This window comes from Flavobacterium akiainvivens (assembly GCF_001278115.1).
Taxonomy (GTDB): Bacteria; Bacteroidota; Bacteroidia; order Flavobacteriales; family Flavobacteriaceae; genus Flavobacterium; species Flavobacterium akiainvivens.
In genome coordinates, this window is sequence record NZ_LIYD01000005.1 from 2,312,825 (window position 1) to 2,338,174 (window position 25,350).

Below are 25,350 nucleotides of genomic sequence, written 5' to 3' on the forward strand. Positions count from 1 at the left end.
CAGGATAAAACTAAGGATTTTAGCCTTAGTATTGAACGTGTTTACCTACATTTTATGGTGTTTGCTGCCAATTTTAATACATTTGGGTAAAACCCGGTTACATGAAACGCCAGTCTACAGCCATAATATACAAGGCACAACAACGCGGCCACTTTGAAAATGAACAGCAACGCCTGCTCTCAACCTTTAATTTCGGCACATATCATGCCGAAAACCGTGAACCATTCGGCAGCCTTAGTGTACTGAATGACGAGGTGTTAGCTCCCGGATTCTCCATAACCAGAAGTATACAGGAGGGCACATCGGCACTCATTATACCCCTTACGGGAGGAATAAAAGTAACCCACGAAACCACCGAATTTGAATCCTTTCCTGATGAAGCACTTATCTTACCTGCCGGTGAAATCAGCATCAAAAACCCGTATGAAGCAGAACTGGTTAACTTTCTATATATCGAACTCAACACAGGCACATCAGGCTATCAAAACATTGGTTTTAAGCTTGATACAAAAAACACATTGCTTCCTTTTATTAAACTGGAAGCCGTAAAAGGGTATATAGGTATTTTTGAAGGCAGGCAGGAAGCCTTTTACACCCTGCAACCCGGCCATGGGCTGTTTGTCTTTATTATTAACGGCGCTTTTGAAACAGAAGGCCGCCTGCTGGAAGAGCGCGATGCCCTTGCGCTTTGGAACACTAATGAAGCTGAAATTGAAGCCCTTAGCAACAACGCCGCCCTACTGCTTTTTGAAGTAAAAATATAGTTTACCGCTAAAAAGCCACTGTTTACCTCCCCGTGCTAATATCCTGATTTTTAACTGCGTTATCCTGATATAAACACTAAGGATATGGAAAGAAAACAGTTTTTAAGGACAATGGGCTTTGCAGGCCTGGCCTTAACCGGTTTAAAAGCGCTAAACGGCTGTAGTACTGATGATGAAAGTGTAACCAACACCGGTTCTGGCAGTTCAAACACACCTACAGACGGTAGTTGCACGGTATCTCCAACAGAAACGGCAGGGCCTTTCCCCACCATTAACCCGGCATCGCTGGTAGTTAGTGATATTACTGCAGACCGCACCGGCGTTGCCCTGGCCATAACCATTACGGTTAAAAATGTAAATAACGACTGTAACGTGCTGGAAAACGCCATTGTAGACATTTGGCATTGCGATAAAGACGGTAACTACAGCGAGTATGGTGGCACCCAGATGCAAAGCACCAACTATACATCGGCGCACTTTTTACGGGGCAGGCAAACCACTAATGCCGATGGGCAGGTAGCTTTCACCTCTATCTTTCCGGGGTGGTATACAGGGCGGGCAACCCACATACACGTACACATTTATAACAGCAGTGGCAACTCGTTGCTTATTACCCAAATAGCATTTCCTGAAGGTAGTAACAGTGCTGTGGTTCAGGTTAATGCCGCTACAGCGTATGGCTATACAAAAGACATGAACGGCTATACTTACAATGCCGCCGACAACATTTTTAGTGATGATGATGAAGGCGCCGAAACAGCCACCATAAGCGGCAACATACCAGATGGTTTTAGTTTAGAACACACCATATTTGTAGCCTCATAAAACAGCAAAAGCAGTGCGCTGGCACTGCTTTTATTACTTATAATCAAGACATTACTCTGCTTTTTCGATACTAAGGCCCACTGCAAGCACATTAGGCAGGTATTCGCCATCAGACTTGTGCATAAACGCTATTTTATACTTGCCTTTAGCCAGGGCAACATGCTCTTTAACAGGCACTTTAATATCACAAATATCTCCGGCACAATCGCTTAGGCTTTTACCGGCCTCATCTTTAAGTTTTACCTCAACCAGAAAAACCTCTTCCTTTCCGTCTGCATCCAGAAACTGCACTGCTACGGGTACATCTGTATAGCCGGGTTCGTGTATATTAGAAAAATGCAGGTACACATTAGCATCTTTAATATCCTCATTTAAAACAGGTTGAAACACTTTTGCATCATCAATTTTCCACCTGTTTTTGGTAAAGTCTTTATTGGTTTCAGTAAATACAACATTTTCTTTAGTACATGAAAACAGGGAGAAGGTCAGCAACAAAAGGGCTATTTTCTTCATAAACAATGGGTTATTACACTAAAATTTACAATTATCTGAATTTTATTCAGGTTTTACCACCTGAACAGGCAAACTTACTCATTAAATTAACACAAATACCATTCGCCTCAACAAATAAATGGTTTACCGCAATTTCCCATCACAGGCTTATTTACAGCATATATTTGCTTTAAACAAAAACGTAACTAACTGATGGAGAGGAAAACATTCATTAAAAGCAGCCTGGGCTTTTTAGGCGCAGCTGTGGCGGCACCTGCATTGCTAAGGGCAGGCACCGCCAAAAACATTGACGGTGGCACGGTAGACGACTGCACCGTAAGCCCAACCGAAACCGAGGGGCCATTCCCCACCATAACCCCGTCTAACTGGGTGCGTACCGATATTACCGACGGCCGCACCGGGGTGGCTTTTACCATCGACATCTACATAAAGAACAAAAATGCAGGCTGTAGCGCACTTGAAGGCGCCATTGTAGACATTTGGCATTGCGACAAAGACGGCAACTACAGCGAGTATGGCGGCAGCGGCATGCAACCCACAAACTACACGTCGGTTCACTTTTTGCGCGGCAGACAAACCACTAACAGTGAGGGGCTTGTAAGCTTTACATCTATATTTCCGGGGTGGTATACAAGCCGCGCCACGCACATTCACGTGCACATATACAACAGCAGCGGCACATCGCTGCTTATTACCCAGATAGCCTTCCCTGAGGGCACTAACAGTGCTGTGAATCAGGTAAATGCCGCCACCAGCTATGGTTATACCAAGGGCATGAACGGCTATACCTATAATGCTAATGACAACGTGTTTAGCGATGATGACGAGGGTATCGAAATCGCATCGGTAGAAGGCTCTGTGTCAGACGGTTTTGCACTTACGCATACCATTTATGTAAACGGGCCAACACTGGGTGTGGGCAGCCTTGAACAGCAGCAGTATGGGTTGGGACAAAACTACCCTAACCCACTAACAGACAGCACTATTATACCGCTCAATCTGCAATATGACAGCAGCGTAAACATAGCCGTTTATGACATGGCAGGTCGTAGGGTACTTACCGCCTTCAACGGCAACCTGGCCGCCGGAGAAAACAATATCACCCTAAACCGCAGCGGTTTAAACAGCGGTTATTATTTATACAAGGTTACCGTTGAAAATCAGGACGGTAGGTTTGAAGAAAGTAAAAAAATGTTGGTTAAGTAAAGTGTTAATTGCATTTTTATTGTTGGTTATTTGTATTTTTGAAAGAGAGGGGTGGTTCCCTCTCTTTCGCTTTTTAAAACATAAAGCATTGAATTAATGGCACATACAAAAATAAAACTGGCATATAGGGTGGTTATAGACCACACCGCCACCCAGCCGTGGGACCGCTATATATTTGAGGACACCTACCGCGAATACCTCATGCAGCACCAGCTTTTTAACGATAAAGACAACCCAAAAACCACCTTCCGCGAGCTTTTGGCCGAAAACCCCAAAACGCAACAGCTTCATTTTCTGACAGGTATGGCCGCAGAAAGCTATGTAGCGCAACTTAAGGGCAGCTTTTACCGCGTGCCCGATGTGCTGGGCACTACCTACCTGCCCTTTACCACCTACCGCCTTGATATTGTGAATACTGACATTACTGATATGGCGCGCCACAAGGTGGGCATAACGTTTTACTCACCGCTGTTTACGTATTTAGGAATCGTAAACAACTGTTACTTAGTAAGTAGCAATACAAATAGTGAGGCACCGGGGCTGGAAACCCTTATGTTCCCGGTGCAGCCGCTGCTGGCCATCTGTTATTATGAAGATGCTAATTTAAAGCCCCTGTAGCTTACAGTCCGTAATAAAAACCCTACCTTTGCTTAACAAAACCAACCTGATATGGAGCTATTTGTATATGTTTTTGCCGCCCTTTTCTCAGTAATCAACCCATTGGGTGCAGTGCCCATTTTTGTAGGCCTCACGCAGGATGACACCCTTAAAGAACGCCAGCGCATATCGTTCTGGACCGCCATTAACGTGTTCATAATCCTGGTCATATCGTTCTTTATAGGACAGTATGTGCTTGATTTCTTTGGCATTAAGATAGAAGCCCTGCGCATAGCGGGTGGTTTTATCATTGTCAATTCGGGCTTCTCGCTGCTCAACAGGCGCTTTAGCAAGGGCCGCGGCGTGCACAAGGAAATAGAGGCCGATGCCCAGAAACGTAACGACATAGCACTCACACCATTAGCCATACCCATGCTGGCCGGGCCGGGTTCAATATCGTTCTTAATAGCTATGTATCAAGACCTTAAAACACTGCCCGAGCAGGCTATTGCCGTAGGTGCCATGGCAGCAGTTGCCCTTACCATCTTCATTATTATGAGGAGCGCCCACTACCTGAGCCGCATTTTAGGGGCTTCAGGCATTGTGGCTATTTCAAGAATCATCGGCTTTATCATTATAGCCATTGGTGTTCAATACATTATAAGTGCAGTAGTAGTAATTTTAGAGGGCATCAACTGGAAATAACCGCCTGTTAAAAATGCTTCGAATTCTGCCATCTGTCGAAAACAGCATTTTCTTACATTTTAACTGTATTTTAACGCTAATTTTTCACTTTCGGAGTTTGAAATTCAAAACCGTGAAATATCGCATTTTTACAAGTGCCCTATCGTAAATGTACAACTCCTGTTTTCAGGTTACAAAACCGTGATTTTACCTCATTCAACGAATTTATGAATTTACATTTCCGACTAACCTCCTTTCGACTTTACGACTTTCGACTTTTGACTTTGATGTTTTTTGGCCTGGCTCTTTTTATGGGTTGCGCGTCCCTAAAAACATCCGGGTCGGTAGTTGGAGAAGGCTGGGCCGGCAACTCGGTCAATACTGTAATTTTTCGCAATGCTGCCCTAACCTCTTTTGGCGGCTTCCAGTTTACGGCCTACTACAATAACGAGGGCTATGTGGTGCTGGCAAAGCGCAAACAGGGCGCATCAGTATGGCAAACCGCCGTCACCCCTTACAAGGGCAACATTCGCGATGCCCACAACTGCATATCTATGGCTATAGACAGCCGCGGCTACCTGCACCTTTCTTGGAACCATCATGACAACCCCCTGCACTATGCCCGCAGTACCACCCCCCTGGGCCTTGAACTCACTGAGATGATGCCCATGACCGGCCTGCAGGAAGACAAGGTTACCTACCCCCAGTTTTACAACCTGCCCAATGGCAACCTGCTGTTTTGCTACCGCAGCGGCCAGAGCGGGCGCGGCAATATGGTGCTTAACGTTTACAACCCCGCCACACAGCAATGGCAGCAGGTGCAAAACAACCTGCTCGACGGCCAGGGCAACCGCAGCGCCTACTGGCAAATGTGCTCTTCGCCCAAAGGGCTGTACCTGTCCTGGACGTGGCGCGAAACCTGGGATGTAAGTACCAACCACGATATCTGTTATGCCTTTTCGCCCGATGGCGGCATTACCTGGCAAAAAAGCGATGGCACAGCCTATACCCTGCCCATTACTATAAATAATGCCGAAGTGGTACAAACCGTACCCCAAAACAGCAGCCTGATTAACCAGACGGCCATGACCGTTGATGCCAAAGGCAACCCTTATATTGCAACTTACTGGGCAGAAAAGAATGCTACCCCGCAATATAAAGTGGTGTATTTTAATGGGGCTGAATGGAATATAATACACAGCAACCTGCGCACCGGCAACTTTAACCTTGGTGGGGGCGGCACCAAGAGCATACCCATTTCGCGCCCGGAACTTATGGTTAAAAACAATACTGTTTACCTGCTGTACCGCGATGAAGAACGCGGCAATAAGGTTAGCCTTGCCCATATAAACCTGTCATCTAAGAAATGGCAGGTGTCCAACCTTACCTCTACCCCCGTTGGGCAATGGGAACCTAATTTTGATAAAGAACTATGGGCCGCCACAGGGCAGCTACACATTTTTGCCCAGGAGGTGAACCAGGCCGACGGCGAAGGGGTTAACAACGTACCGCCAACACCGGTACGGGTTATTGAAGTAAGGCACCTGCCCCGTTAACAAAATAAACGCTATACACTGTTTCAGGCATCAACACCTTTTTATATTTGGTATAACTAAAAAATTAGAGCTTATACCAAATCAGCCCGGCGCGAATTCTCAACAACGTGCGGCAAATTCTAAACAGGTTAAAATATATCAATTCTAAATTATACTTTTGTTACCTGAATAAGACCTTGCTTATGAAGCTTTTAAAATTATTGCCGGTTTTGGTGGTGTTTGTGTGTGTGCCGGCATTCTCCCAAAATAAAGTTATAGACAGCCTTAAGAATGAGCTTGGTAAAGCAACTGCTGATACCGCAAGGGCAGCATTGCTTAATGAAATTGCTGCCGAATATACTGAGAACAACCCGGCCATAATGCAGCAGTATGCCAAACAGGCACTTGATTTTAGCAGGGCGCATAAATTAAAAAGGCAGGAGGCCACGGCCTGGGTTAATATGGGCAATTCGCAGCTCATGATGAGCCGTTATGCCGACGCCCTTAAGAGTTTTACCAATGCGCAGTCGGTTTATGAGGGGCTTACCAGCACCGCTACCCAAAAAGACCTGGCCGACCTTAAAGATGGCCTTGGGCGTGCCTATGGCAGCATAGGGGTGGTGTGTTCTGAACAGGGCGATTATGCAAAAGCCCTTGAATACTATTTTAAGACCCTTAAAATTTATGAAGAGCTTAAAAGAGACGAATATGTGGCGGTGGTTGCCAATAATATAGGTATAGTATACCAGTCGCAAAAAGAATTTGGCAAGGCACTGCAGTATTTTGATAAGGCACAGTGGCTGCAAAAGAAAACCGGTGATTACAACGGTATGGGGGTTACACTTACCAATATTGGTAAAATATACCTGGAACGCGAAGAGTTTGACCGTTGTACGGAGTTTTTCAATAAAGCCGAAAAAATATTCTCTGAACATGAAAACCAGCGCGGGCTGGCAGAGCTGTACAATAACATAGGCAACTTTCATGTAAAAAAAGGCAACTATGCCGCTGCCGAAGCCTTCTACAAAAAGGCACTGGTTATTTTTAGGGGCATGGACGAAAAGTTTGGCACCTCGGCATCTTTGGGCTATTTGGGCATACTGTATGCCAAAGAGGGTAAAAATGCACAGGCAATAGAGTGCCTGGAGCAATCGGCCACGCTGGCAGTTGAGGCCGATGTGGCAGAACAGGTTATGATATCTGAAAAAGAACTGAGCAGCCTGTACGAAAAAACAGGCAACACCGCACAGGCACTGGCCCATTTTAAAAAATATACCGAAGCCCGCGAAAAAATAAACAGCAGCGAAAACATAAGGGCCATGGTGCGCGAAGAAATGAACTTTGAGTTTGAGCGCAAGGCAGCCCTTCAGAAGGCTGAAAACGAGAAAAAGATTGCCGTATATAATGAGCAGGCAAAACGCCACCAAATGCAAATCCTTTTTATTGTATTGCTTAGCGTGCTGTTGTTTGGCATAGCCTTTTTGGTGTACAGCAGGCTCCAGCTTAAAAAGCGCCTTACCCTGCAACGCGACCTGGCTGAGTATGAGCAAAAGGCACTGCACCTGCAAATGAACCCCCATTTTGTGTTTAACTGCCTGGGGTCTATTTCAAGCTTTATTGTGCAAAACGGTACCGATTCGGCCATTAAATACCTGGCTAAATTCAGCAAGCTTATGCGCCTCACGCTGGAATATAGTAAGGAGTCGCTTATACCCATAGATAAAGAAATAGAAAGCCTGCAAAACTACCTTGAGCTGGAGCAGCTGCGCTTTAACCAGGCGTTTGAATTCAGCATTACAAAATCGCAGGATATAGAAGATGATACCGCCCTGCCGCCGTTGTTGCTGCAGCCCTTTGTAGAAAATGCCATTATACACGGCATTGTGCCTAAAAAATGCAGGGGCAATATTTATGTTGATTTTAAAATAGACAACAACCAGCTGGTGTGCACCGTAATTGATGACGGTATAGGTATAGACCAGAGCCGCAAACTCAAAGAAAAATCGGTCACGGTACACAAAAGCCTGGCGCTCCAAATTACGCGTAAAAGGCTGGAAGTTATACAGGCCGTAACAGGCAAGGCCGCTTATGTAGATATTGCCGAACGCAAAGACGCCGCAGGGGCTGTAAACGGAACCATAATTACACTATATTTACCCATACAATACTCGTCTGACAAATGATAACTGCCTTACTTATAGATGATGACGCTAACCTGCGCAAGGGCATGAAGGCCCTTTTGGCGCTGTATGCCCCCGATATTAAAATAGACGGAGAGGCAGACAGCGTTAAGGCAGGTATTGCGGCTATAGAAACCCATACGCCCGATGTTATTTTTATGGATATCCAGCTGGGCGATGGTACCGGGTTTGATATTTTAGAGCAGTTTGCACAGCGCAACGGCAGGCTGGGCAGCCACGTGGTGTTTATTACCGCACATGAAGAGTATGCGGTTAAGGCGTTTAGGTTTAGTGCGCTGGATTACCTGCTAAAGCCGGTTGACCCGGAAGACCTGGAAAAGGTGGTAGCCAAAATTAAGAAAGCGCTTAAAACCAACGATAATTTTGCGCATATTGACCTGCTGCTGGAAAACATCCGTAAAAAGGTAGATAAATTTAAACGCATTGCCCTTAGCACCAGCGATGGCATACACCTGTTTGAAGTAAGTGATATCATTAGGCTTGAAAGCCAGGACAACTACACCAAGTTCTACATAAAAGACCACAAGCCGGTGCTTATTGCCAAAACGCTTAAAGAATATGAAGACCTGCTGGGCGAGCAGGGTTTTGAACGCATACACCAAAGCCACCTTATAAACCTGGCTTACCTTAAATCTTATATAAAGAGGGATGGTGGCTATGCCGTAATGGCCGATAACAGCCATTTGCCCATATCGCAGCGCAAAAAAGAGCGCCTGCAGGAATTACTGAAATCGTTATAATGCACGAATTCTAAATGAAAGATGCAAAATTCTAAGTCATTTAACGCATTGGCTAAATTATTAGTTAGTTTTGATGCTTAACCCGGGATTAATTGCTATGAAACCACTTTTACTATTTTTCACCTTACTGTTTACCGCACTTGCGGGTGCCCAGGTTATAACCATACCCGATGCCGCGTTTGAAAACCTGCTGGTAACCGCTGCCACCTACAACCAGATTGCCAGCGATGGCAGCGATTATATTGCGGTAGACGCAAACGGCGATGGCGCTATAACCCAGGCCGAAGCCGAAGAAGTGCGCGAACTGTACCTTAACAACCAGGGTATAGCATCGTTACAGGGTATTGAGTATTTTACAAACCTGCGTGTGCTGTATGTGTCAGACAACAGCATTGCAGAATTGGATATTACCCCGCTTGAAGACCTGGAATACCTATACATAAACAACAACCAGCTTACTTCGCTTACCATACTCGATGCACACGACCTTAAAGGCCTTGATTGCAGCAACAACCAGCTTACCGTGCTTGATTTTGGTAGTATGGAATACCTGGAAAGCGCCAACTGTTCGGGTAATAACCTTACCCAGCTGGATGTTTCGGGCTGTATAAACCTTTCGTTAGTAAGCTTTGCCAATAACAACATTACCTACGTAAACATAAAAAACGGTATGGGCCATACCGCCGTTGCCGCCGATAACCAGTGGCAGGGCAACCCCGGCCTGGCCTATATGTGTATTGATGACCAAGAGGCTGCCGCCATTAGCGCATTGCTTGCAGCAAACGGATACACTACGGTAGTAGCTAACTCATTTTGTTCTTTTACGCCGGGTGGCGATTATAACACCATTAAAGGTACACTTACTTTTGATGTAAATGGTGACGGCTGCGATGTGGCCGATTCTTCGCAAAAATTCATGAAAGTAACCACTGAAGTAGGTGCGGAAGCCTGCGCGGTATTTACCGATGCCAATGGTGAGTATGAGTTGTATACCCTTGCCGGTACTTTTGCCGTAGCCCCTCAGTTTGAAGAAAATTACTTCGAGGCAAGCTATGTGGCTCCCGTTGCGTTTCCTTATGTAAATAATGCTGAGGCTACTGCTAACTTTTGTATAACGCCCAATACCGCCGCCAGCGATATAGAAATTGTAATGATGCCCGTTGTAGCCCCCGTTCCGGGACAGGACGTTTATTACAAAATGGTGTATAAAAACAAAGGCAACCAGGTGCTTAGCGGTTCGGTGCAGTGCACGTGGAACTACACGAAGTTTGACTTTTATGCCAACAGCTTTATGCCCGATGCCAACCAGACACTATTAAACGGCAACCTTGCCACGTATGTTTGGGATTATACTAACCTTGAACCGTTTGAAAGCCGTGAGATAAAAATCAGGCTTGCGGTACACAGCCCTACAGATGCCATACCGGTAAACGTGGGCGATGCGCTAAGCTTTGACGCCCAGGCCATTCTTACTGCCGATGCCATACAGTCAGACAATACCAGTGTTTTAGAGCAACAGGCCGTAGCCACGGCTACCACAGCCAGCATAACCTGTATAGAAGGCGCTGTAGCCCCGGTAACCCAAATAGGCGAATACCTGCACTATGTGGTTAATTTTACAAACGAAGGCACAGAAACACCCGACAGCGTGGTAATAGAAACCGAGGTAGACCCTGAGCATTTTGATATCAATACGCTACAGGTGCTTAACAGTTCGCACAATGCCAGGGTACAGGTGCAGGGCAATACCGCCCGCTTTATGATGCCCGCCTTTATGCAGGCCGCAGACGGCCATGGCAATATACTGTTTAAGGCCAAAACAAAAAATAACCTTGCCAGCGGCGCAACGGTGCTTAGTTCGGCACGTATTTACTTTGGCTATACCGCCCCGGTTGAAACCAATGTGGCCGAAACACAGCTTGGTGTTATGGGAATGGATGATGTTGCTGTAGATGCTTCGGTTACACTATATCCTAACCCGGCAAAAGATGTTGTGAATATTAATGCAGCAAACAACCTGCAACAGGTTAACCTGTATGATGTGCAGGGCAGGCTGCTGCAAACCGAAATACTTAACAATACACAAACCACTATAGACTTAAGCAGCCGTGCTGCCGGTATTTACTTTGTAAAAGCATATACGCAGGCCGGTGTTAAAGTTCAAAAAGTAGTAAAAGAATAAAGGGTATAACCCCTGCGTTTAAAAGCCGTACAATAGTGTGCGGCTTTTTTTATTGCTTTTTTTTAACCCAAACGCAACCTTTTTACTTTTTGGGCGACTATATAATAAATTGCTAAAAGAAAAGGCTTACCGTGCGGCCCGGGTGCACTCCCCTACCGGTGTGCAGGGCCGCGGTAAATTGCCTCAATATGTTTTCACTACCTAAATATATCTATCCTTAAGGGCCGGCGCAAAATTGTGTACGGCCCTTTCGGTATATATAAATAATTGGCAAAAATACACGGTTAAGGAAAGATTATATTGCGTTTTTTTCTTTACAGATAAATTGTAATTGCTTAAATTCGCAGGAATATATTTTTTCCAAACCAAATAAACATACATACTATCATGTCAAATACTGCAATATTGGAAATTAATGGCAAGAAGTTTGAATTTCCAACGCTTGTTGGCACTGAAAACGAAGTTGCCATTGATATTGATAAACTGCGCAGCGAAACCGGTGCCATAACACTTGACCCGGGCTTTAAAAATTCAGGCGCGTGCAAAAGCGCCATTACCTTCCTTGACGGGGAAGAAGGTATCCTTCGCTACAGGGGATATTCAATAGAACAACTGGCTGAAAAGTCAAACTTCCTTGAAGTTTCTTACCTGCTTATTTTTGGCGAACTGCCAACTGCCGGGCAAATTGCCAAGTTTGAAAACGACATACGCAAGCATACCCTCGTTAACGAGGAGATGAAAAACATTATAGACGGTTTCCCTAAAAATGCCCACCCAATGGGTATCCTGGCATCGTTAACCAGCGCCCTTACTGCCTTTAACCCGCAGCCGGTAAACGTTAGCGACAACCAGGAACTGTATGACACCATTTGCAAGGCAATGGGTAAATTCCTTGTAATTGCAACGTGGACGTTCCGTAAAAACATGGGCTACCCGCTTAACTATTATGACAACACAAAAGGCTATGTAGAAAACTTTATGAGGCTTATGTTTGAGCTTCCTACAGGCCCTTACAAGCTTGACCCGGTTGTTATCAATGCGCTTGATAAACTGTTTATACTGCATGCCGACCACGAGCAAAACTGCTCTACCAGCACTGTGCGTATAGTGGGCTCAAGCCATGCCAGCCTTTTTGCTTCAATATCTGCCGGTGTATCTGCACTATGGGGCCCGCTGCATGGCGGTGCTAACCAGGCGGTGCTTGAAATGCTTGAAGAAATACAGGCAAACGGTGGCGATGCTGATAAGTATCTTGCAAAAGCCAAAGATAAAGAAGACCCGTTCCGCCTAATGGGCTTTGGCCACAGGGTGTACAAAAACTTCGACCCGCGTGCTAAAATCATTAAAAAAGCAGCTGATGACGTTCTTGAGGCACTTGGTGTTGATGACCCAATACTTAACATTGCCAAAAAGCTTGAAGAGGCTGCATTGCAGGATGAGTACTTCAAGAGCCGTAACCTGTACCCTAACGTAGATTTCTATTCAGGAATTATTTACAGGGCGCTGGGCATACCTACAGAAATGTTTACCGTACTGTTTGCCATAGGCCGCCTTCCGGGCTGGGTTGCCCAGTGGAAAGAAATGCGCCTTAACAAAGAGCCAATAGGCCGTCCGCGCCAGGTATATGTTGGTGCACCGCTTAGGGAGTTTACCGAAATTGAAAAACGATAAGTTTTAATCTGATATACAAAACCATCCTGAAAAGGGTGGTTTTTTTGTTTATATTGGTACAAAGCAATATTTATGAAGTCTCCGGTATATCTCTTACTATTCGTATTGACATCTTGTGCTGTAAAGCCAACATCTTCTCATTATGACTATAAGAAAGCTGTGGCTCATTACTATTGTATATCTTCACAGGGAATTGATATAAATGAATGTGATGCGTTTTACGCTGACTTTGAAAAAATGTTTACTGTACGATCTCTGACAGATAACCATAGGCTTAGGAAGAGGGAAAAAGGCATCTATAAATTTGAAATGAACAGCCCGCATGCTACTACACATTTGCTCTATATTGATAAGGCCAGCTGCAAGGTAATACCAGTCTATGGAGACCTAAAGAGAATTTTAAAGTTCAACAGGCAATTTATGAAGAGAAATAAGTCTGGCTTAAAAGAAATTGAAAGTTGTGAAAAGGAAATTGTGAATATTTACAATAGAAATTCACGTATTATAAGTGCACAATCTATCGAAACACTGAAATAAAATGCACCTGTTTAAAATTCTAAATTGAATTAAAAATCCCAAATCTAATTTTTAATTATAATTCAAAAAATAGTGACTTTCTTCCTACAACGTTTTCAATGTTTCAGTTTAAAGCAATAATTGATATTCAATAGTTAAAAATTGCGAATTCTTTATATTTATAATGATTATAAATAGCGTTGTATCCTTTGTGTAGCGCGGGTTTTAATACTTTTTAACTATGATTTAATAAAAATTTACAATGCAGGGGTATTGCATAGTATGTAATCTGCATATATCTTTGCAGTACAAATTAATTGGTTTGTGAGGAGATTCCAGTTAATTTAAGATTGGTTGGTTTGTTAAAAGCGGGTTTCTTAAACCCGCTTTTATTTTTTATCAAAATCTCAAACAGGCTTACCATAAAAAAAGCCACCCTTTTCAGGATGGCTCACTTTCAAAAATATTTCACAGGATTTTACCCTTCGGCGCTTTCCGGTTCTTTTTCGGTAAGGCCCGCCAGCTGAAACAGGCTTTTACCCTGTAGCATATCCAGCGTGCTGTCGCGCACATCGGCCAGAAAGTGGTGCAGGTTGCACGCTTCCTGATCGGGGCAGTCATCGCATCGTTCATAAAAATTAAGGCTCACACAGGGCAGCATTGCTATAGGCCCGTCTAAAACGCGTATAAGCGTTGCCGCTGTAACCGTTTTAGGGTCCTTCATTAAATAATAACCGCCGCCCTTACCCTTTTTAGAGCCCAGTATGCCAAACTTCTTTAAATCGAGCAAAATGGCCTCCAGGAACTTTTTGGGTATCTGCTCTTTTTCCGAAATATCAGAAATAAGCACGGGCACGGTAGCATCCTGCCGTGCAATGTATATAAGTGCCTTAAGCCCGTATTTCGTCTTTTTTGAGAGCATATAGTAAAGTTACTGTTTTTTTAATAAAAACACCTCTGCCATCATGCAGCGTGCACTACCTCCGCCACAGGCCTCAATGGTATCAAGGTTGGCTGTAAGTATTTCGGTATGTTTTTCAATCTTGTTTATCTGGTCTGCCGTAAGCACGCTTTTGGCCGAATCGCTCATTACAAGGTAGCTTTTATCCTTACCCTGTACCTGTAGCATATTGCCGGCAAAGTGGTTCAGCTGGGCTTCAGTAAGCAGTACAATCTCTTTACCATCGGCTTTAAGGTTTTCCAGCACCATTTTGCGCTCCTGCTTATCGTCTATACAATCGGCACAAATAACGGCAAAAGTACTGCCTATGCACATCATTACGTTAGTGTGGTATATGTGCATGCGCTCACCGTCTACAGTCTGGAAGGCTTCAAAAATCACAGGGCCAAGGTCAAAATCCTCGCAGTATTCAATAACCAGCTCTTCTTCGGCGCGTGGCGAAAGGGCGCAGTAGGCCTTGCCGTTTTCGCGGTCCAGCACCAGGCTGCCGGTACCTTCTAAAAACAGGCCGTCTTCTTCGGCGCTGGTATAATCAACAATATTATCTATTACAAAACCGTGGTCTTCCAGCAGGTCTAAAATATCTTCACGGCGTTCGCTGCGGCGGTTTTCGGCAAACATGGGGTACAGGGCCACATCGCCGTTTTCATGAAACGACACCCAGTTGTTAGGGAAAACCGAATCGGGTGTATCTACATCCTTACGGTCGTCTACCACAATTACATTAACACCCACGGCACGCAGCTTTTCTACAAAGGCGTCAAACTCCTGCTGGGCTTTTGCGTTTACGGTTTCGGGGAGCAGGCTGTCCATAACCTTCTGGTAGTAATTGTTAACGGCAGTCTGTTCGTTCATACGGAACGCCACCGGGCGAATCATTAGTATTGTGTCAGTAATTTGTTTCATGATTGTAAATATAGTTAATCGCGCAGTAACGGCAAAGTGCTGCAACGCAACAATCCTTCCTGTTTTGCAATTTCGGCATAAGGCACTTCTTCTGTGTTGATGCCGTGGCCATTAAGCCAATCTTTAAGGCGGGTAAAGTTTTTTTCTATGATTACCACGTCTTCGGCAATAGAGAAGAAGTTAGAGGTCATGTTGTACATTTCCTCACGGTCTATATGAAACAGGTTGTCCATGCCAAAAAGGTTAACCAAATACAGGTAATCAGCCTCCTCACGGAAACCGCTTTTATAAATCACGCCTTTATCCTTACCCACCGGCTGAAAGCAGCAGTCTAGGTGCAGGGCGTTATCGCGCGGCTCAATGCGGCTTTTAACCAGATCGAACTCCTTGACTATTTTATTAGGGAAAAGTTGTTTTATAAAGTCTACCCCCTGCGTGTTGGTGCGGGCGGTAATATAGTCTTTGTAGTCGCTGCCCTTGTAGGTGCCAATAAAAATGTGGTCGTTCCACACAATTACGTCGCCGCCCTCTATGTGTACCTCTTCAGGAGGGGTAACCACTTTGGCAGGGTTTATCTGGTCTACAATATATTTTATGGCTTCCTGTTCGCGCAGGCGGTCGGGCAGTATGTTAGCCCAGATAAACGTATCGTCTATCACAAAGCCAATATCGCGGCTAAAAATCTGGTTGTAGTTTTCAATAAGCTCCGGGCGGTACACGGTAACGCCGTGCTTTTCAAAAACGGCGGCTACGGCCTCCATTTCGGGTACCATATCGGCTTCCAGCGGATAGGTGCCGGCTTTAATATGCTCGAGCGATTTAGGGTCGTAGGCCTCGCTTTCGGTAGGCGTAGGGCCGTTGCTTACAGCTGTGCCCAGTATAACGGCGCGCAGCCTTGAGGTTTCGTTGGTTACATGTATTGGTAACATGGCTTGGATTTTGCGCAAATATAAAAAAAAGGGCTCTGTTTAAGAGTTTTTTAAGAAGAAGTGTAGGATTTAGTTTGATTTTTTGAGGGTTTTTAAGGTGCTGAGTAGCTTGAGAATTTAAATAGAAGTAAAACCACCCCGCCCTGCGGCACCCCTCCGAGGGAGGGGAATGCTCACTCAGCCGAAATAAAACCGTATAAATCCGCTTCGCATCTGATGGCTAAAAGCTGACGGCTAACCGCTAAAATCAAAAAAACTTTCAATTATCCTATTAATTCCATAGACTAATGTCTATATTTGGCGAATATTACAGTTATTACCCCGAAAAGACGAAATGAAGGAGAAGTTAGCTTACCTGAATAACGAAATAAAAGGCCTGCCTCTGGCTGAAAGTATTCCGCTGGTGCTGAAGCATTTTAGTGGTAAAAAGGTGTTTAGCACCTCTTTTGGTATAGAAGACCAGGTGCTTACCCACTACATTGCGCCCTATGCCGAGCTTGTAAACACGTTTACACTCGATACCGGCCGCCAGTTTGCCGAAACCTACGAGGTGTTTCAGCGCACGCAAAACAAATACCCCAAGCTTAATATCGAAACCTTTTTCCCCGATGCGGAAGACGTAAAGCAATACGTTTCGGCTAACGGCATAAACGGCTTTTATAACAGCATAGAGCAACGCAAAGAGTGTTGCAGGGTGCGTAAGGTGGTTCCCCTGCAAAAAGCCATTACAGGGGCTGAATTATGGGTTACAGGCCTCCGCGCCGAGCAAAGCGACAACCGCAGCGACATGCAGCTTTTAGAATGGGACGAGGCCAACCAACTGGTTAAATTCAACCCGCTTTTGCATTATACCCTTAAAGAAGTAGAAGTGCTTATAGATACCTACAACATACCCCTGAGCAGCCTGTACAAAAAAGGCTACCTGAGCATAGGCTGTGCGCCGTGTACCCGTGCACTGGCCGAAGGCGAACCCTTTAGGGCCGGGCGCTGGTGGTGGGAAGACGGTAAAAAAGAGTGCGGGCTGCACATTCATCAAGATAAAAATTATTAAAATGGCACATACTAATATACACCTGCAAACCCTTGAAGATGAAAGCATCTACATCATCCGCGAAGTGGTGTCGCAGTTCCGTAAGCCAGTGCTGCTTTTTAGCGGAGGTAAGGACAGCATAACGCTGGCCCGCCTGGCGCAAAAGGCATTTTACCCGGCTAAGATTCCGTTCCCTTTCCTGCATATTGATACCGGGCATAATTTCCCTGAAACCATTGAATTTAGAGACCAGCTGGTTAAAGAGCTTGGTGTGGAGCTTATTGTACGCTATGTTCAGGACAGTATAGACCAAAACAAAGCACAGGAAGAAACCGGCAAGTATGCCAGCCGCAACGCCCTGCAAACCGTTACCCTGCTGGATGCCATTGAAGAATTTGGCTTTGATGCCTGTATGGGCGGTGCACGCCGCGATGAGGAGAAATCGAGGGCTAAGGAGCGTATCTTTTCGGTGCGTGATGATTTTGGACAGTGGGATGCCAAGAAGCAGCGCCCGGAGCTGTTTAACATCCTGAATGGAAAGATTGCCTTTGGCGAAAATGTAAGGGCTTTCCCCATAAGCAACTGGACGGAGGAAGACGTGTGGAATTACATTAACCAGGAAGGCATTGGCCTGCCTACGATATATTTTGCGCACCAGCGCAAGCTGGTAAAACGCGATGGCGCGTTTTTGGCCTGGAGCGAATACCTGAACATTGTGGATACCGATGAGATTACCGAAAGCGTGGTGCGTTTCCGTACCGTGGGCGATATGACCTGTACCGCGGCGTTTGTGAGCACGGCAAGCGCCATTGAAGACATTATGTATGAAAACAAGTCTTCTAAATCAAGCGAGCGTGGTGCCCGTATGGACGATAAGCGCAGCGAGGCGGCATTGGAACAACGTAAAAAGGGTGGGTATTTTTAGGAAAGCTTCTTAGCTTTTGTGCTGCTTAAACATAACGTTTTTCAGGTTCCGTCATTGCGAGAAGGAACGACGAAGCAATCTTTTTTTGTGTTTCAATAGATTTAGTGCTATAAGGATAATGAAATAAGATTGCCGCGCTCCGCAAGCTCCGCCCGCAAGGACGGGTCGTGAAGAAAGGTAGGATAACAGAAGTGCCTTGTGACTAACAACCCCTAAAAAATTTAAACACAAAGACACAAAGGCCACAAAGGCTTAAAAATTAATATTATGATGTGTTTTACTTGGTGTTCTTTGTGTCTTTGTGTTTTAAAAATAATCTGTTACTTGTGGCCTTTGTGAAAAATCTTAGTGCCCTTAGTGTCAAAAAAACTCATTACAAGAAGCAATCATGCTTAGCAGCTGAGATACTCAGAAGCTAAGCAGCTTAAAAATTAAATAATGGATTTACTACGTATAAATACAGCCGGTAGTGTAGACGACGGCAAGAGTACCCTGATAGGCCGTTTTTTAAACGACAGCAATGCCCTTACCATAGAGCAGGTAGAGCTTATTGAGCGCAAAACCCGCGAGAAGGGTATGGATGATCTTGATTTTTCAGTTTTAACCGATGGCCTTATCGCAGAAAGGGAGCAGGGCATTACCATAGATGTTGCCCACATCTATTTCTCAAGCGAAAGCCGCAAGTTTATTATTGCCGACAGCCCCGGCCATGTAGAGTATACCCGCAACATGGTTACCGGCGCCAGCAACAGTGAGGTATCGATTATATTAATTGATGCACGTAAAGGCCTGCTGGAGCAAACCCACCGCCACTACTTTATCAGCACGCTACTAAGGTTGCAAACGGTGGTGTTCTGTATTAATAAAATGGACCTTGTGGGCTATAGCGAAGATGTGTTCTTAAAGATTGCTGCCGACATCAATAAAATGACCGGAGGCTTTGCTTACAAGCCCGATATCCATGTGCTGCCCATTAGTTCGCTTAAGGGGGATAATGTGGTGTTTGCATCAGATAATACACCGTGGTACAAAGGAGAAAGCATGAGTGGCATACTGCATAACATTAAGCCTAACGCCCAGGATACCGATGCGTTTCGCCTTGATGTGCAGCAGGTACTGCACGTGCAGAACGCCGAGTTTACCGATTACCGCGCTTATGCAGGCCGTATCATCAGCGGTAGCGTAAAGCTTGGCGATAAGCTAACGGTGCTGCCAAGTGGCACCGCAAGCGAGGTGGTTGAAATTAGAAGGTTTACCAATACTTTAGCTTCGGCCACAGCCGGTGATTCGATACAACTGCGCCTTAAGGACGATGTAGATGTGAGCCGCGGCATGATGCTGGTACAACAACCGGATGACAGCCTGCTATCGAAAGACATAAAAGCCACCCTGGTTTGGATGGACGAAAAACCGTCTGTACCCGGAGGGCGCTACACCATACAGGCCAGTACGCGTACTGCTGCGTGTAAGCTACAGGGTATTGATGCCATTATTCCGCCGGAGAACCCAACGGCAGTATATGAAGCGGCATCGCTAAAGCTGAACGACATTGCCAAAGTGCAGCTTAAGACCGCTGCACCATTATTCCTTGACCGTTTTGAAGACAACCGTGGCAACGGAGCCTTCATTTTGGTTGACACCCAAACCAACAATACCGTTGCAGTAGGGTTTGTGGAGTAGTTGCGGGTTGGGAGTTGCGGGTTGTTTTTACAGCTGAGTAGGCAACCCCGCAAATATCTACCTTGTTTATGATATATTTCTCCCCCGGTCGATGCACGGGGCTTTGAAAAGTCCGGCCCATACAGGGCCGTCTTTTTTGTGTAATAAAGTGTACGCTCCAAAACTCAAAACCCACCTTCTCCAAAAAAAACCGCCCCAAAACTGGAGCGGCCCTTTATATCTATATCCTTAGCGGATTAGAATTTCACTTTAAATGCTTTTTCACCAGGGAAATAAGCTACATCGCCAAGTTCTTCTTCAATGCGAAGAAGCTGGTTGTATTTAGCCATACGGTCTGAACGTGAAGCAGAACCGGTCTTGATTTGGCCACAGTTAAGAGCAACAGCAAGGTCAGCAATGGTGTTATCTTCAGTTTCGCCCGAACGGTGAGACATTACAGATGTATAACCGGCGTTGTGCGCCATATTTACAGCAGCAATAGTTTCGGTAAGGGTACCAATCTGGTTAACTTTAATAAGGATTGAGTTAGCAATACCTTTTTCAATACCTGTAGAAAGACGCTCTACGTTAGTAACAAAAAGGTCGTCGCCTACAAGCTGCACTTTGTCACCTATCTTTTCAGTAAGGTATTTCCAGCCATCCCAGTCGTTTTCCTGCATACCGTCTTCAATAGAAATAATTGGGTATTTAGCAGCAAGCTCAGCAAGGTAATCTGCCTGCTCTTCGCTGGTGCGTATTTTACCTGTTTCGCCTTCAAACTTAGTATAGTCATACTTACCGTTTACATAGAATTCTGAAGCGGCACAGTCAAGCGCGATTTTAACATCGTCGCCAAACGTGTAACCTGCTTTTTCTACAGCAAGCTTAATAGTATCAAGGGCATCTTCTGTACCACCGGCAAGGTTTGGTGCAAAACCACCTTCATCTCCCACAGCAGTACTAAGGCCACGGTCGTGAAGTACTTTTTTAAGGTTATGGAAAACCTCAGTACCTATTTGCATGGCATGTGTAAAGTTTTTAGCCTTTACAGGGAAAATCATAAACTCCTGGAATGCGATAGGCGCATCTGAGTGAGAACCACCGTTAATGATGTTCATCATAGGCACAGGCAGCGTGTTGCCAGATACACCACCCACGTAGCGGTATAGCGGCATGCCAAGCTCGTTAGCAGCAGCTTTAGCAGCAGCAAGCGATACACCAAGGATAGCGTTAGCACCAAGGTTACCTTTATTATCTGTACCATCAAGCTCAATCATGGTTTTGTCTATAGCATTCTGTTCAAAAACAGACATACCTACAACAGCAGCAGCAATAGTGGTGTTTACGTTCTCTACGGCTTTAAGAACGCCTTTACCCATATAATCTTTACCGCCGTCGCGAAGCTCTACCGCTTCGTGTTCGCCTGTTGAAGCCCCAGATGGCACAGCTGCCCTTCCAAGTACCCCGTTTTCAGTAACCACGTCAACCTCTACAGTAGGGTTTCCGCGAGAGTCCAGTATTTGCCTGGCGTGAACTTTAATAATAATGCTCATGTTTTTCGGTTGTTTTATTTTCTAATTAATTCTTCTTAATTCTTCGATTTCTCAATGTTTGCTATAAACTGGTCAAACAGGTAAGTAGCATCATGCGGACCCGGGCTGGCCTCCGGGTGGTATTGTACCGAGAAGCAGTTTTTGTTCTTCATGCGCATACCGGCCACAGTACCATCATTAACGTGAAGGTGCGTAATTTCAAAATCAGGGTGCTTTTCAAGCGCTTCGCGGTCTACTGCAAACCCGTGGTTTTGAGATGTAATTTCGCCCTCACCCGTTACAAGGTTTTTAACCGGGTGGTTAATACCCCTGTGCCCGTTAAACATTTTATAGGTTGGTATTCCGTTAGCCAGGGCCAGTACCTGGTGGCCAAGGCATATACCAAATACCGGCTGGTCATCGGCCAGGATTTGGCGTGCAGCTTCCTGTGCACCAAAAAGCGGGTCAGGGTCGCCGGGGCCGTTAGACAGGAAGTAACCATCAGGCTCAAACGTCTTAAGGTCGGCATAGGTAGCATCATAAGGGAAAACCTTAATGTAGCAATCGCGCTTTGCAAGGTTGCGCAGTATGTTTTTCTTAATACCCAGGTCAAGCGCCGATACTTTATATTTAGCATCAGGGTTACCCACATAATAAGGTTCTTTTGTAGAAACTTTGCTGCTCAGCTCAAGGCCTTTCATATCCGGCACTTCAGCCAGGCGTTGTTTAAGGGCCTCAATATCGCAGTCTTCGGTACAGATAGCGGCATTCATGGCGCCGTTATCGCGAATGTAGCTTACCAGTGCGCGGGTATCAACATCTGATATCGCTACAAGGTTTTGTTCTTCAAAATATTGCTTCAGGCTTTCATCGCTGTTAACGCGAGAGTGGTTAAAGCTGAAATTTTTACACACAAGGCCGCTAATCATAATTTTATCAGCCTCTACCTCTTCATTATTGGTACCGTAGTTGCCAATATGTGCATTGCTGGCCACCATAATCTGGCCAAAGTAAGAAGGGTCAGTAAAAATTTCCTGGTAGCCGGTCATGCCGGTGTTAAAACATACTTCTCCAAAAACAGTACCCTCAATGCCTATAGACTTGCCATAAAAAATGGTGCCGTCTGCTAAAAGTAGTACCGCTTTTTTCCTGTTCGTGTATTTCATGTATGAAGTTTGATGTTGTGTTGCGTGCAAATTTACTTTAAAAATTGGTTTTACCGAAATGGCGAGGCATTTTTGCATTTGCCTTAGTCTAAATCGGTTAAGCATTGCAAAAAAAAAGGACAAACTGTAAAGTTTATCCTTTTTTAATATCGAAAAATCAATTGTTCATGATTATTCAGCAGCATTGTTGTTTTCTTCTGTATCAACAGCAGGGGCTTCAGTTGCAGCAGGTGCTTCAGCCACAGGAGCGGCAGCAGCTTTAGCTGAACGGCTACGACGGGTCGTTTTCTTAGCCTCTTTTTTAGTAGCGTTATACAGTTCGTTAAAGTCAACTAGCTCTATCATAGCCATATCAGCGTTGTCACCAAGACGGTTACCAAGCTTAATGATACGGGTATAACCTCCTGGGCGGTCGCCCACTTTAGCAGCTACTTCCCTAAAAAGTTCAGTAACGGCATATTTGTTACGAAGGTAAGAGAATACTATACGACGGTTGTGTGTAGTATCTTCTTTAGATTTAGTAACCAATGGCTCAAAGTATACTTTAAGCGCCTTGGCTTTGGCAACAGTCGTATTAATACGCTTGTGCTCTATAAGGGAGCAAGCCATGTTAGCCAGCATCAGTTTCCTGTGCCCGGCCTGCCTGCTAAGGTGATTTACTTTTTTTCCGTGTCTCATTGCTGTAAATTTAAACCTTTACCTTTCGGTGAAGGATTATTCTTTATCTAATTTGTATTTGCTCAAATCCATACCGAAGTGCAGGTTTTTAGAAGCAACAAGCTCATCAAGCTCAGTTAGCGACTTTTTACCAAAGTTACGGAATTTCATCAAGTCATTTTTGTTGAACGATACCAGGTCGCCTAATGTATCAACTTCAGCCGCTTTCAAACAGTTTAGTGCCCTAACAGACAGGTCCATATCAACCAGTTTTGTTTTAAGCAACTGCCTCATGTGAAGAGATTCTTCATCATAAGATTCTGTTTGGGCAATTTCATCGGCCTCAAGTGTAATCCTTTCATCAGAGAACAGCATAAAGTGGTGTATCAGCGTTTTTGCTGCCTCTGTAAGCGCTTCTTTAGGGTGTATAGAACCGTCAGTAATGATTTCAAAAACCAGCTTTTCGTAGTCAGTTTTTTGCTCCACACGGAAGTTCTCTATCGCATACTTAACGTTCTTTACAGGTGTAAAGATAGAGTCAGTAAAGATAGTGCCTATAGCAGCATTTTGCTTTTTGTTTTCTTCAGCAGGAACATAACCACGGCCTTTTTCTATAGTAAGTTCAAGGTTAACGGTTATTTTGCTGTCCATGTTGCAGATAACAAGTTCAGGGTTTAGCACCTGGAAACCTGAAATAAACTTTTGGAAATCACCGGCAGTAAGCTGGTCTTTTCCACCTACAGATATCGAAACAGATTCGTTATCTATATCCTCAATCTGGCGCTTAAAACGCACCTGCTTAAGGTTAAGAATTATTTCTGTAACATCTTCAACAACCCCTGGTATGGTAGAAAACTCATGCTCTACACCTTCGATGCGAACAGATGTTATTGCATAACCTTCCAGCGAAGAAAGTAAAACTCTTCTAAGTGCGTTACCAACAGTCAATCCATATCCGGGTTCCAGAGGGCGAAATTCGAATTTCCCCTGAAAATCGGTAGAATCGATCATTATAACTTTATCGGGCTTTTGAAAATTAAATATTGCCATATTAGTCGACTAATGTCAATTATTATTTGTTATACAACTCAACGATTAGTTGTTCTTTGATGTTTTCCGGTATCTGGATACGGGCAGGAACACTTACAAAAGTACCTTCCATAGTATCGTTGTTCCAGGTAATCCACTCATATACGTGAGCAGAGTTTGATAAAGAATCTGTGATAGTCTCAAGAGATTTAGACTTTTCACGCACAGCAACTTTATCGCCGGCTTTTAGGTGGTATGATGGTATGTTTACCAGCTCACCATTTACGGTTATATGCCTGTGGCCTACTATTTGGCGGGCTGCCCTGCGAGAAGGTGCAATACCCATCCTGTATACCACGTTGTCAAGCCTTGCCTCACATAGCTGAAGTAGCACTTCACCGGTTACGCCTTTAGTGGCAGCGGCTTTTTCATACAGGTTCCTGAATTGTTTTTCAAGGATACCGTAAGAGTACTTCGCTTTCTGCTTCTCCATTAGCTGAACAGCATATTCAGATTTTTTACCCCTCTTTTTAGCCAGGCCGTGTTGCCCTGGAGGGTAGTTTCTTTTTTCGAAGGCTTTATCGTCTCCGAAGATCGCCTCACCAAATTTACGGGCGATTCTTGTTTTTGGACCAGTATATCTTGCCATTTTAAAAAATTAAGAGAACAGGAGGTTATGAATTCAGGTCTCATCCTCCGATAACCTTTGCCCCTGTTCGATAGTTATACTATATAATTAAACTCTCCTTCTCTTTGGAGGGCGGCAACCGTTGTGTGGTAGCGGAGTTACGTCGATAATTTCAGTAACTTCAATGCCTCCGTTATGTAGTGACCTGATAGCAGACTCACGTCCGTTACCCGGGCCTTTAACGTAAACTTTTACTTTCTTAAGACCTGCCTCAAGAGCAACTTTTGAACAGTCTTCTGCAGCCATCTGGGCAGCATAAGGAGTGTTCTTTTTAGAACCCCTAAAGCCCATTTTACCTGCTGATGACCAAGAAATAACTTCACCTTTCTTGTTAGTAAGAGAGATGATAATGTTATTAAAGGTTGCACTAATGTGAGCCTCGCCTGTAGATTCAATAACTACTTTACGCTTTTTTGTACTCGTTTTAGCCATTA

24 protein-coding genes are annotated in these 25,350 nt (G+C 44.7%); 14 read left to right on the forward strand and 10 right to left on the reverse strand.

Annotation, left to right across the window (positions count from 1 at the left end; translation table 11 throughout):
• Window positions 1-101 precede the first annotated feature (101 nt).
• Together AM279_RS10365 and AM279_RS10370 are read left to right on the forward strand one after the other, a co-directional pair.
• Window positions 102-764: a pirin family protein gene (locus AM279_RS10365; RefSeq protein WP_054407893.1), complete on the forward strand. Its 663-nt coding sequence runs from the start codon at window positions 102-104 to the stop codon at window positions 762-764.
• 84 nt (window positions 765-848) lie between these two features.
• A complete protein-coding gene (locus AM279_RS10370; RefSeq protein ID WP_054407894.1) occupies window positions 849-1,589 on the forward strand; it encodes a dioxygenase family protein in 741 nt (246 codons plus the stop codon).
• A gap of 51 nt (window positions 1,590-1,640) precedes the next feature.
• On the opposite strand, the gene AM279_RS10375 is transcribed toward AM279_RS10370, so the two are convergent.
• The gene (locus AM279_RS10375; protein WP_054407895.1) at window positions 1,641-2,102 is read right to left on the reverse strand and encodes a gliding motility lipoprotein GldH family protein; all 462 of its coding nucleotides are present in this window, start codon (window positions 2,100-2,102) and stop codon (window positions 1,641-1,643) included.
• A 192-nt stretch (window positions 2,103-2,294) separates the two neighbouring features.
• Here AM279_RS10375 and AM279_RS10380 point away from each other — a divergent pair, with 192 nt between their 5' ends.
• The 9 genes from AM279_RS10380 to AM279_RS10420 all read left to right on the forward strand — a co-directional run bounded on the left by AM279_RS10380 (window position 2,295) and on the right by AM279_RS10420 (window position 13,455).
• Window positions 2,295-3,308 (forward strand): T9SS type A sorting domain-containing protein, encoded by a 1,014-nt coding sequence (locus AM279_RS10380; protein WP_074961362.1) that lies wholly within the window; start codon window positions 2,295-2,297, stop codon window positions 3,306-3,308.
• A 96-nt stretch (window positions 3,309-3,404) separates the two neighbouring features.
• Window positions 3,405-3,926 (forward strand): hypothetical protein, encoded by a 522-nt coding sequence (locus AM279_RS10385; protein ID WP_054407896.1) that lies wholly within the window; start codon window positions 3,405-3,407, stop codon window positions 3,924-3,926.
• Window positions 3,927-3,977: 51 nt separating this feature from the next.
• Complete coding sequence (locus tag AM279_RS10390) at window positions 3,978-4,610, forward strand: MarC family protein (protein WP_054407897.1); 633 nt, start codon at window positions 3,978-3,980, stop codon at window positions 4,608-4,610.
• Between the two features lie 266 nt (window positions 4,611-4,876).
• Window positions 4,877-6,145 (forward strand): BNR repeat-containing protein, encoded by a 1,269-nt coding sequence (locus tag AM279_RS10395; RefSeq protein WP_236688541.1) that lies wholly within the window; start codon window positions 4,877-4,879, stop codon window positions 6,143-6,145.
• Between the two features lie 182 nt (window positions 6,146-6,327).
• The gene (locus AM279_RS10400) at window positions 6,328-8,307 is read left to right on the forward strand and encodes a tetratricopeptide repeat-containing sensor histidine kinase (protein ID WP_054407899.1); all 1,980 of its coding nucleotides are present in this window, start codon (window positions 6,328-6,330) and stop codon (window positions 8,305-8,307) included.
• Window positions 8,304-9,065, forward strand: coding sequence for a LytR/AlgR family response regulator transcription factor (locus AM279_RS10405; protein WP_054407900.1), 762 nt, complete (start codon window positions 8,304-8,306; stop codon window positions 9,063-9,065). Before AM279_RS10400 ends, AM279_RS10405 begins: the two co-directional genes overlap by 4 nt.
• A gap of 97 nt (window positions 9,066-9,162) precedes the next feature.
• Window positions 9,163-11,247, forward strand: a complete 2,085-nt coding sequence (locus AM279_RS10410; protein WP_160316443.1) for a T9SS type A sorting domain-containing protein — start codon at window positions 9,163-9,165, stop codon at window positions 11,245-11,247.
• Window positions 11,248-11,634: 387 nt separating this feature from the next.
• A complete protein-coding gene (locus tag AM279_RS10415; protein ID WP_054407902.1) occupies window positions 11,635-12,918 on the forward strand; it encodes a citrate synthase in 1,284 nt (427 codons plus the stop codon).
• Window positions 12,919-12,990: 72 nt separating this feature from the next.
• Complete coding sequence (locus AM279_RS10420) at window positions 12,991-13,455, forward strand: hypothetical protein (RefSeq protein ID WP_054407903.1); 465 nt, start codon at window positions 12,991-12,993, stop codon at window positions 13,453-13,455.
• Between the two features lie 457 nt (window positions 13,456-13,912).
• Here AM279_RS10420 and AM279_RS10425 read toward each other — a convergent pair whose 3' ends face one another.
• From AM279_RS10425 to AM279_RS10435, 3 genes are read right to left on the reverse strand one after another with little or no spacing between them, the layout of a single operon-like run.
• Window positions 13,913-14,356 (reverse strand): RrF2 family transcriptional regulator, encoded by a 444-nt coding sequence (locus tag AM279_RS10425; RefSeq protein WP_054407904.1) that lies wholly within the window; start codon window positions 14,354-14,356, stop codon window positions 13,913-13,915.
• A gap of 9 nt (window positions 14,357-14,365) precedes the next feature.
• Window positions 14,366-15,301, reverse strand: coding sequence for a citrulline utilization hydrolase CtlX (ctlX, locus tag AM279_RS10430; protein ID WP_054407905.1), 936 nt, complete (start codon window positions 15,299-15,301; stop codon window positions 14,366-14,368).
• A 14-nt stretch (window positions 15,302-15,315) separates the two neighbouring features.
• Window positions 15,316-16,230: a dimethylarginine dimethylaminohydrolase family protein gene (locus AM279_RS10435; RefSeq protein ID WP_054407906.1), complete on the reverse strand. Its 915-nt coding sequence runs from the start codon at window positions 16,228-16,230 to the stop codon at window positions 15,316-15,318.
• A 334-nt stretch (window positions 16,231-16,564) separates the two neighbouring features.
• Here AM279_RS10435 and AM279_RS10440 point away from each other — a divergent pair, with 334 nt between their 5' ends.
• The 3 genes from AM279_RS10440 to AM279_RS10450 all read left to right on the forward strand — a co-directional run bounded on the left by AM279_RS10440 (window position 16,565) and on the right by AM279_RS10450 (window position 19,865).
• Window positions 16,565-17,281: a phosphoadenylyl-sulfate reductase gene (locus tag AM279_RS10440; RefSeq protein ID WP_054407907.1), complete on the forward strand. Its 717-nt coding sequence runs from the start codon at window positions 16,565-16,567 to the stop codon at window positions 17,279-17,281.
• A 1-nt stretch (window position 17,282) separates the two neighbouring features.
• Window positions 17,283-18,185 (forward strand): sulfate adenylyltransferase subunit CysD, encoded by a 903-nt coding sequence (gene cysD, locus AM279_RS10445; RefSeq protein ID WP_054407908.1) that lies wholly within the window; start codon window positions 17,283-17,285, stop codon window positions 18,183-18,185.
• A gap of 438 nt (window positions 18,186-18,623) precedes the next feature.
• Entirely contained in the window at window positions 18,624-19,865 is a 1,242-nt protein-coding gene (locus AM279_RS10450) for a sulfate adenylyltransferase subunit 1 (protein ID WP_054407909.1), read from the forward strand.
• A 236-nt stretch (window positions 19,866-20,101) separates the two neighbouring features.
• On the opposite strand, the gene eno is transcribed toward AM279_RS10450, so the two are convergent.
• The 6 genes from eno to rpsK all read right to left on the reverse strand — a co-directional run bounded on the left by eno (window position 20,102) and on the right by rpsK (window position 25,348).
• On the reverse strand, window positions 20,102-21,397 hold the full coding sequence (gene eno / locus AM279_RS10455; protein WP_054407910.1) for a phosphopyruvate hydratase: 1,296 nt from the start codon (window positions 21,395-21,397) through the stop codon (window positions 20,102-20,104).
• Window positions 21,398-21,432: 35 nt separating this feature from the next.
• On the reverse strand, window positions 21,433-22,542 hold the full coding sequence (gene carA / locus AM279_RS10460) for a glutamine-hydrolyzing carbamoyl-phosphate synthase small subunit (protein ID WP_054407911.1): 1,110 nt from the start codon (window positions 22,540-22,542) through the stop codon (window positions 21,433-21,435).
• A 171-nt stretch (window positions 22,543-22,713) separates the two neighbouring features.
• Window positions 22,714-23,220, reverse strand: coding sequence for a 50S ribosomal protein L17 (rplQ, locus tag AM279_RS10465; protein ID WP_054407912.1), 507 nt, complete (start codon window positions 23,218-23,220; stop codon window positions 22,714-22,716).
• Window positions 23,221-23,256: 36 nt separating this feature from the next.
• On the reverse strand, window positions 23,257-24,249 hold the full coding sequence (locus AM279_RS10470) for a DNA-directed RNA polymerase subunit alpha (RefSeq protein ID WP_054407913.1): 993 nt from the start codon (window positions 24,247-24,249) through the stop codon (window positions 23,257-23,259).
• A 22-nt stretch (window positions 24,250-24,271) separates the two neighbouring features.
• Window positions 24,272-24,877, reverse strand: a complete 606-nt coding sequence (gene rpsD / locus AM279_RS10475) for a 30S ribosomal protein S4 (RefSeq protein WP_054407914.1) — start codon at window positions 24,875-24,877, stop codon at window positions 24,272-24,274.
• Window positions 24,878-24,964: 87 nt separating this feature from the next.
• A complete protein-coding gene (gene rpsK / locus AM279_RS10480; RefSeq protein WP_054407915.1) occupies window positions 24,965-25,348 on the reverse strand; it encodes a 30S ribosomal protein S11 in 384 nt (127 codons plus the stop codon).
• Window positions 25,349-25,350 lie beyond the last annotated feature (2 nt).

Bases quoted from the DNA above. Each gene is read 5' to 3' on its own strand.
- AM279_RS10365 (WP_054407893.1), top strand. From the start codon at position 102: ATGAAACGCCAGTCTACAGCCATAATATACAAGGCACAACAACGCGGC.
- AM279_RS10370 (WP_054407894.1), top strand. From the start codon at position 849: ATGGAAAGAAAACAGTTTTTAAGGACAATGGGCTTTGCAGGCCTGGCC.
- AM279_RS10375 (WP_054407895.1), bottom strand. From the start codon at position 2,102: ATGAAGAAAATAGCCCTTTTGTTGCTGACCTTCTCCCTGTTTTCATGT.
- AM279_RS10380 (WP_074961362.1), top strand. From the start codon at position 2,295: ATGGAGAGGAAAACATTCATTAAAAGCAGCCTGGGCTTTTTAGGCGCA.
- AM279_RS10385 (WP_054407896.1), top strand. From the start codon at position 3,405: ATGGCACATACAAAAATAAAACTGGCATATAGGGTGGTTATAGACCAC.
- AM279_RS10390 (WP_054407897.1), top strand. From the start codon at position 3,978: ATGGAGCTATTTGTATATGTTTTTGCCGCCCTTTTCTCAGTAATCAAC.
- AM279_RS10395 (WP_236688541.1), top strand. From the start codon at position 4,877: ATGTTTTTTGGCCTGGCTCTTTTTATGGGTTGCGCGTCCCTAAAAACA.
- AM279_RS10400 (WP_054407899.1), top strand. From the start codon at position 6,328: ATGAAGCTTTTAAAATTATTGCCGGTTTTGGTGGTGTTTGTGTGTGTG.
- AM279_RS10405 (WP_054407900.1), top strand. From the start codon at position 8,304: ATGATAACTGCCTTACTTATAGATGATGACGCTAACCTGCGCAAGGGC.
- AM279_RS10410 (WP_160316443.1), top strand. From the start codon at position 9,163: ATGAAACCACTTTTACTATTTTTCACCTTACTGTTTACCGCACTTGCG.
- AM279_RS10415 (WP_054407902.1), top strand. From the start codon at position 11,635: ATGTCAAATACTGCAATATTGGAAATTAATGGCAAGAAGTTTGAATTT.
- AM279_RS10420 (WP_054407903.1), top strand. From the start codon at position 12,991: ATGAAGTCTCCGGTATATCTCTTACTATTCGTATTGACATCTTGTGCT.
- AM279_RS10425 (WP_054407904.1), bottom strand. From the start codon at position 14,356: ATGCTCTCAAAAAAGACGAAATACGGGCTTAAGGCACTTATATACATT.
- ctlX (WP_054407905.1), bottom strand. From the start codon at position 15,301: ATGAAACAAATTACTGACACAATACTAATGATTCGCCCGGTGGCGTTC.
- AM279_RS10435 (WP_054407906.1), bottom strand. From the start codon at position 16,230: ATGTTACCAATACATGTAACCAACGAAACCTCAAGGCTGCGCGCCGTT.
- AM279_RS10440 (WP_054407907.1), top strand. From the start codon at position 16,565: ATGAAGGAGAAGTTAGCTTACCTGAATAACGAAATAAAAGGCCTGCCT.
- cysD (WP_054407908.1), top strand. From the start codon at position 17,283: ATGGCACATACTAATATACACCTGCAAACCCTTGAAGATGAAAGCATC.
- AM279_RS10450 (WP_054407909.1), top strand. From the start codon at position 18,624: ATGGATTTACTACGTATAAATACAGCCGGTAGTGTAGACGACGGCAAG.
- eno (WP_054407910.1), bottom strand. From the start codon at position 21,397: ATGAGCATTATTATTAAAGTTCACGCCAGGCAAATACTGGACTCTCGC.
- carA (WP_054407911.1), bottom strand. From the start codon at position 22,542: ATGAAATACACGAACAGGAAAAAAGCGGTACTACTTTTAGCAGACGGC.
- rplQ (WP_054407912.1), bottom strand. From the start codon at position 23,220: ATGAGACACGGAAAAAAAGTAAATCACCTTAGCAGGCAGGCCGGGCAC.
- AM279_RS10470 (WP_054407913.1), bottom strand. From the start codon at position 24,249: ATGGCAATATTTAATTTTCAAAAGCCCGATAAAGTTATAATGATCGAT.
- rpsD (WP_054407914.1), bottom strand. From the start codon at position 24,877: ATGGCAAGATATACTGGTCCAAAAACAAGAATCGCCCGTAAATTTGGT.
- rpsK (WP_054407915.1), bottom strand. From the start codon at position 25,348: ATGGCTAAAACGAGTACAAAAAAGCGTAAAGTAGTTATTGAATCTACA.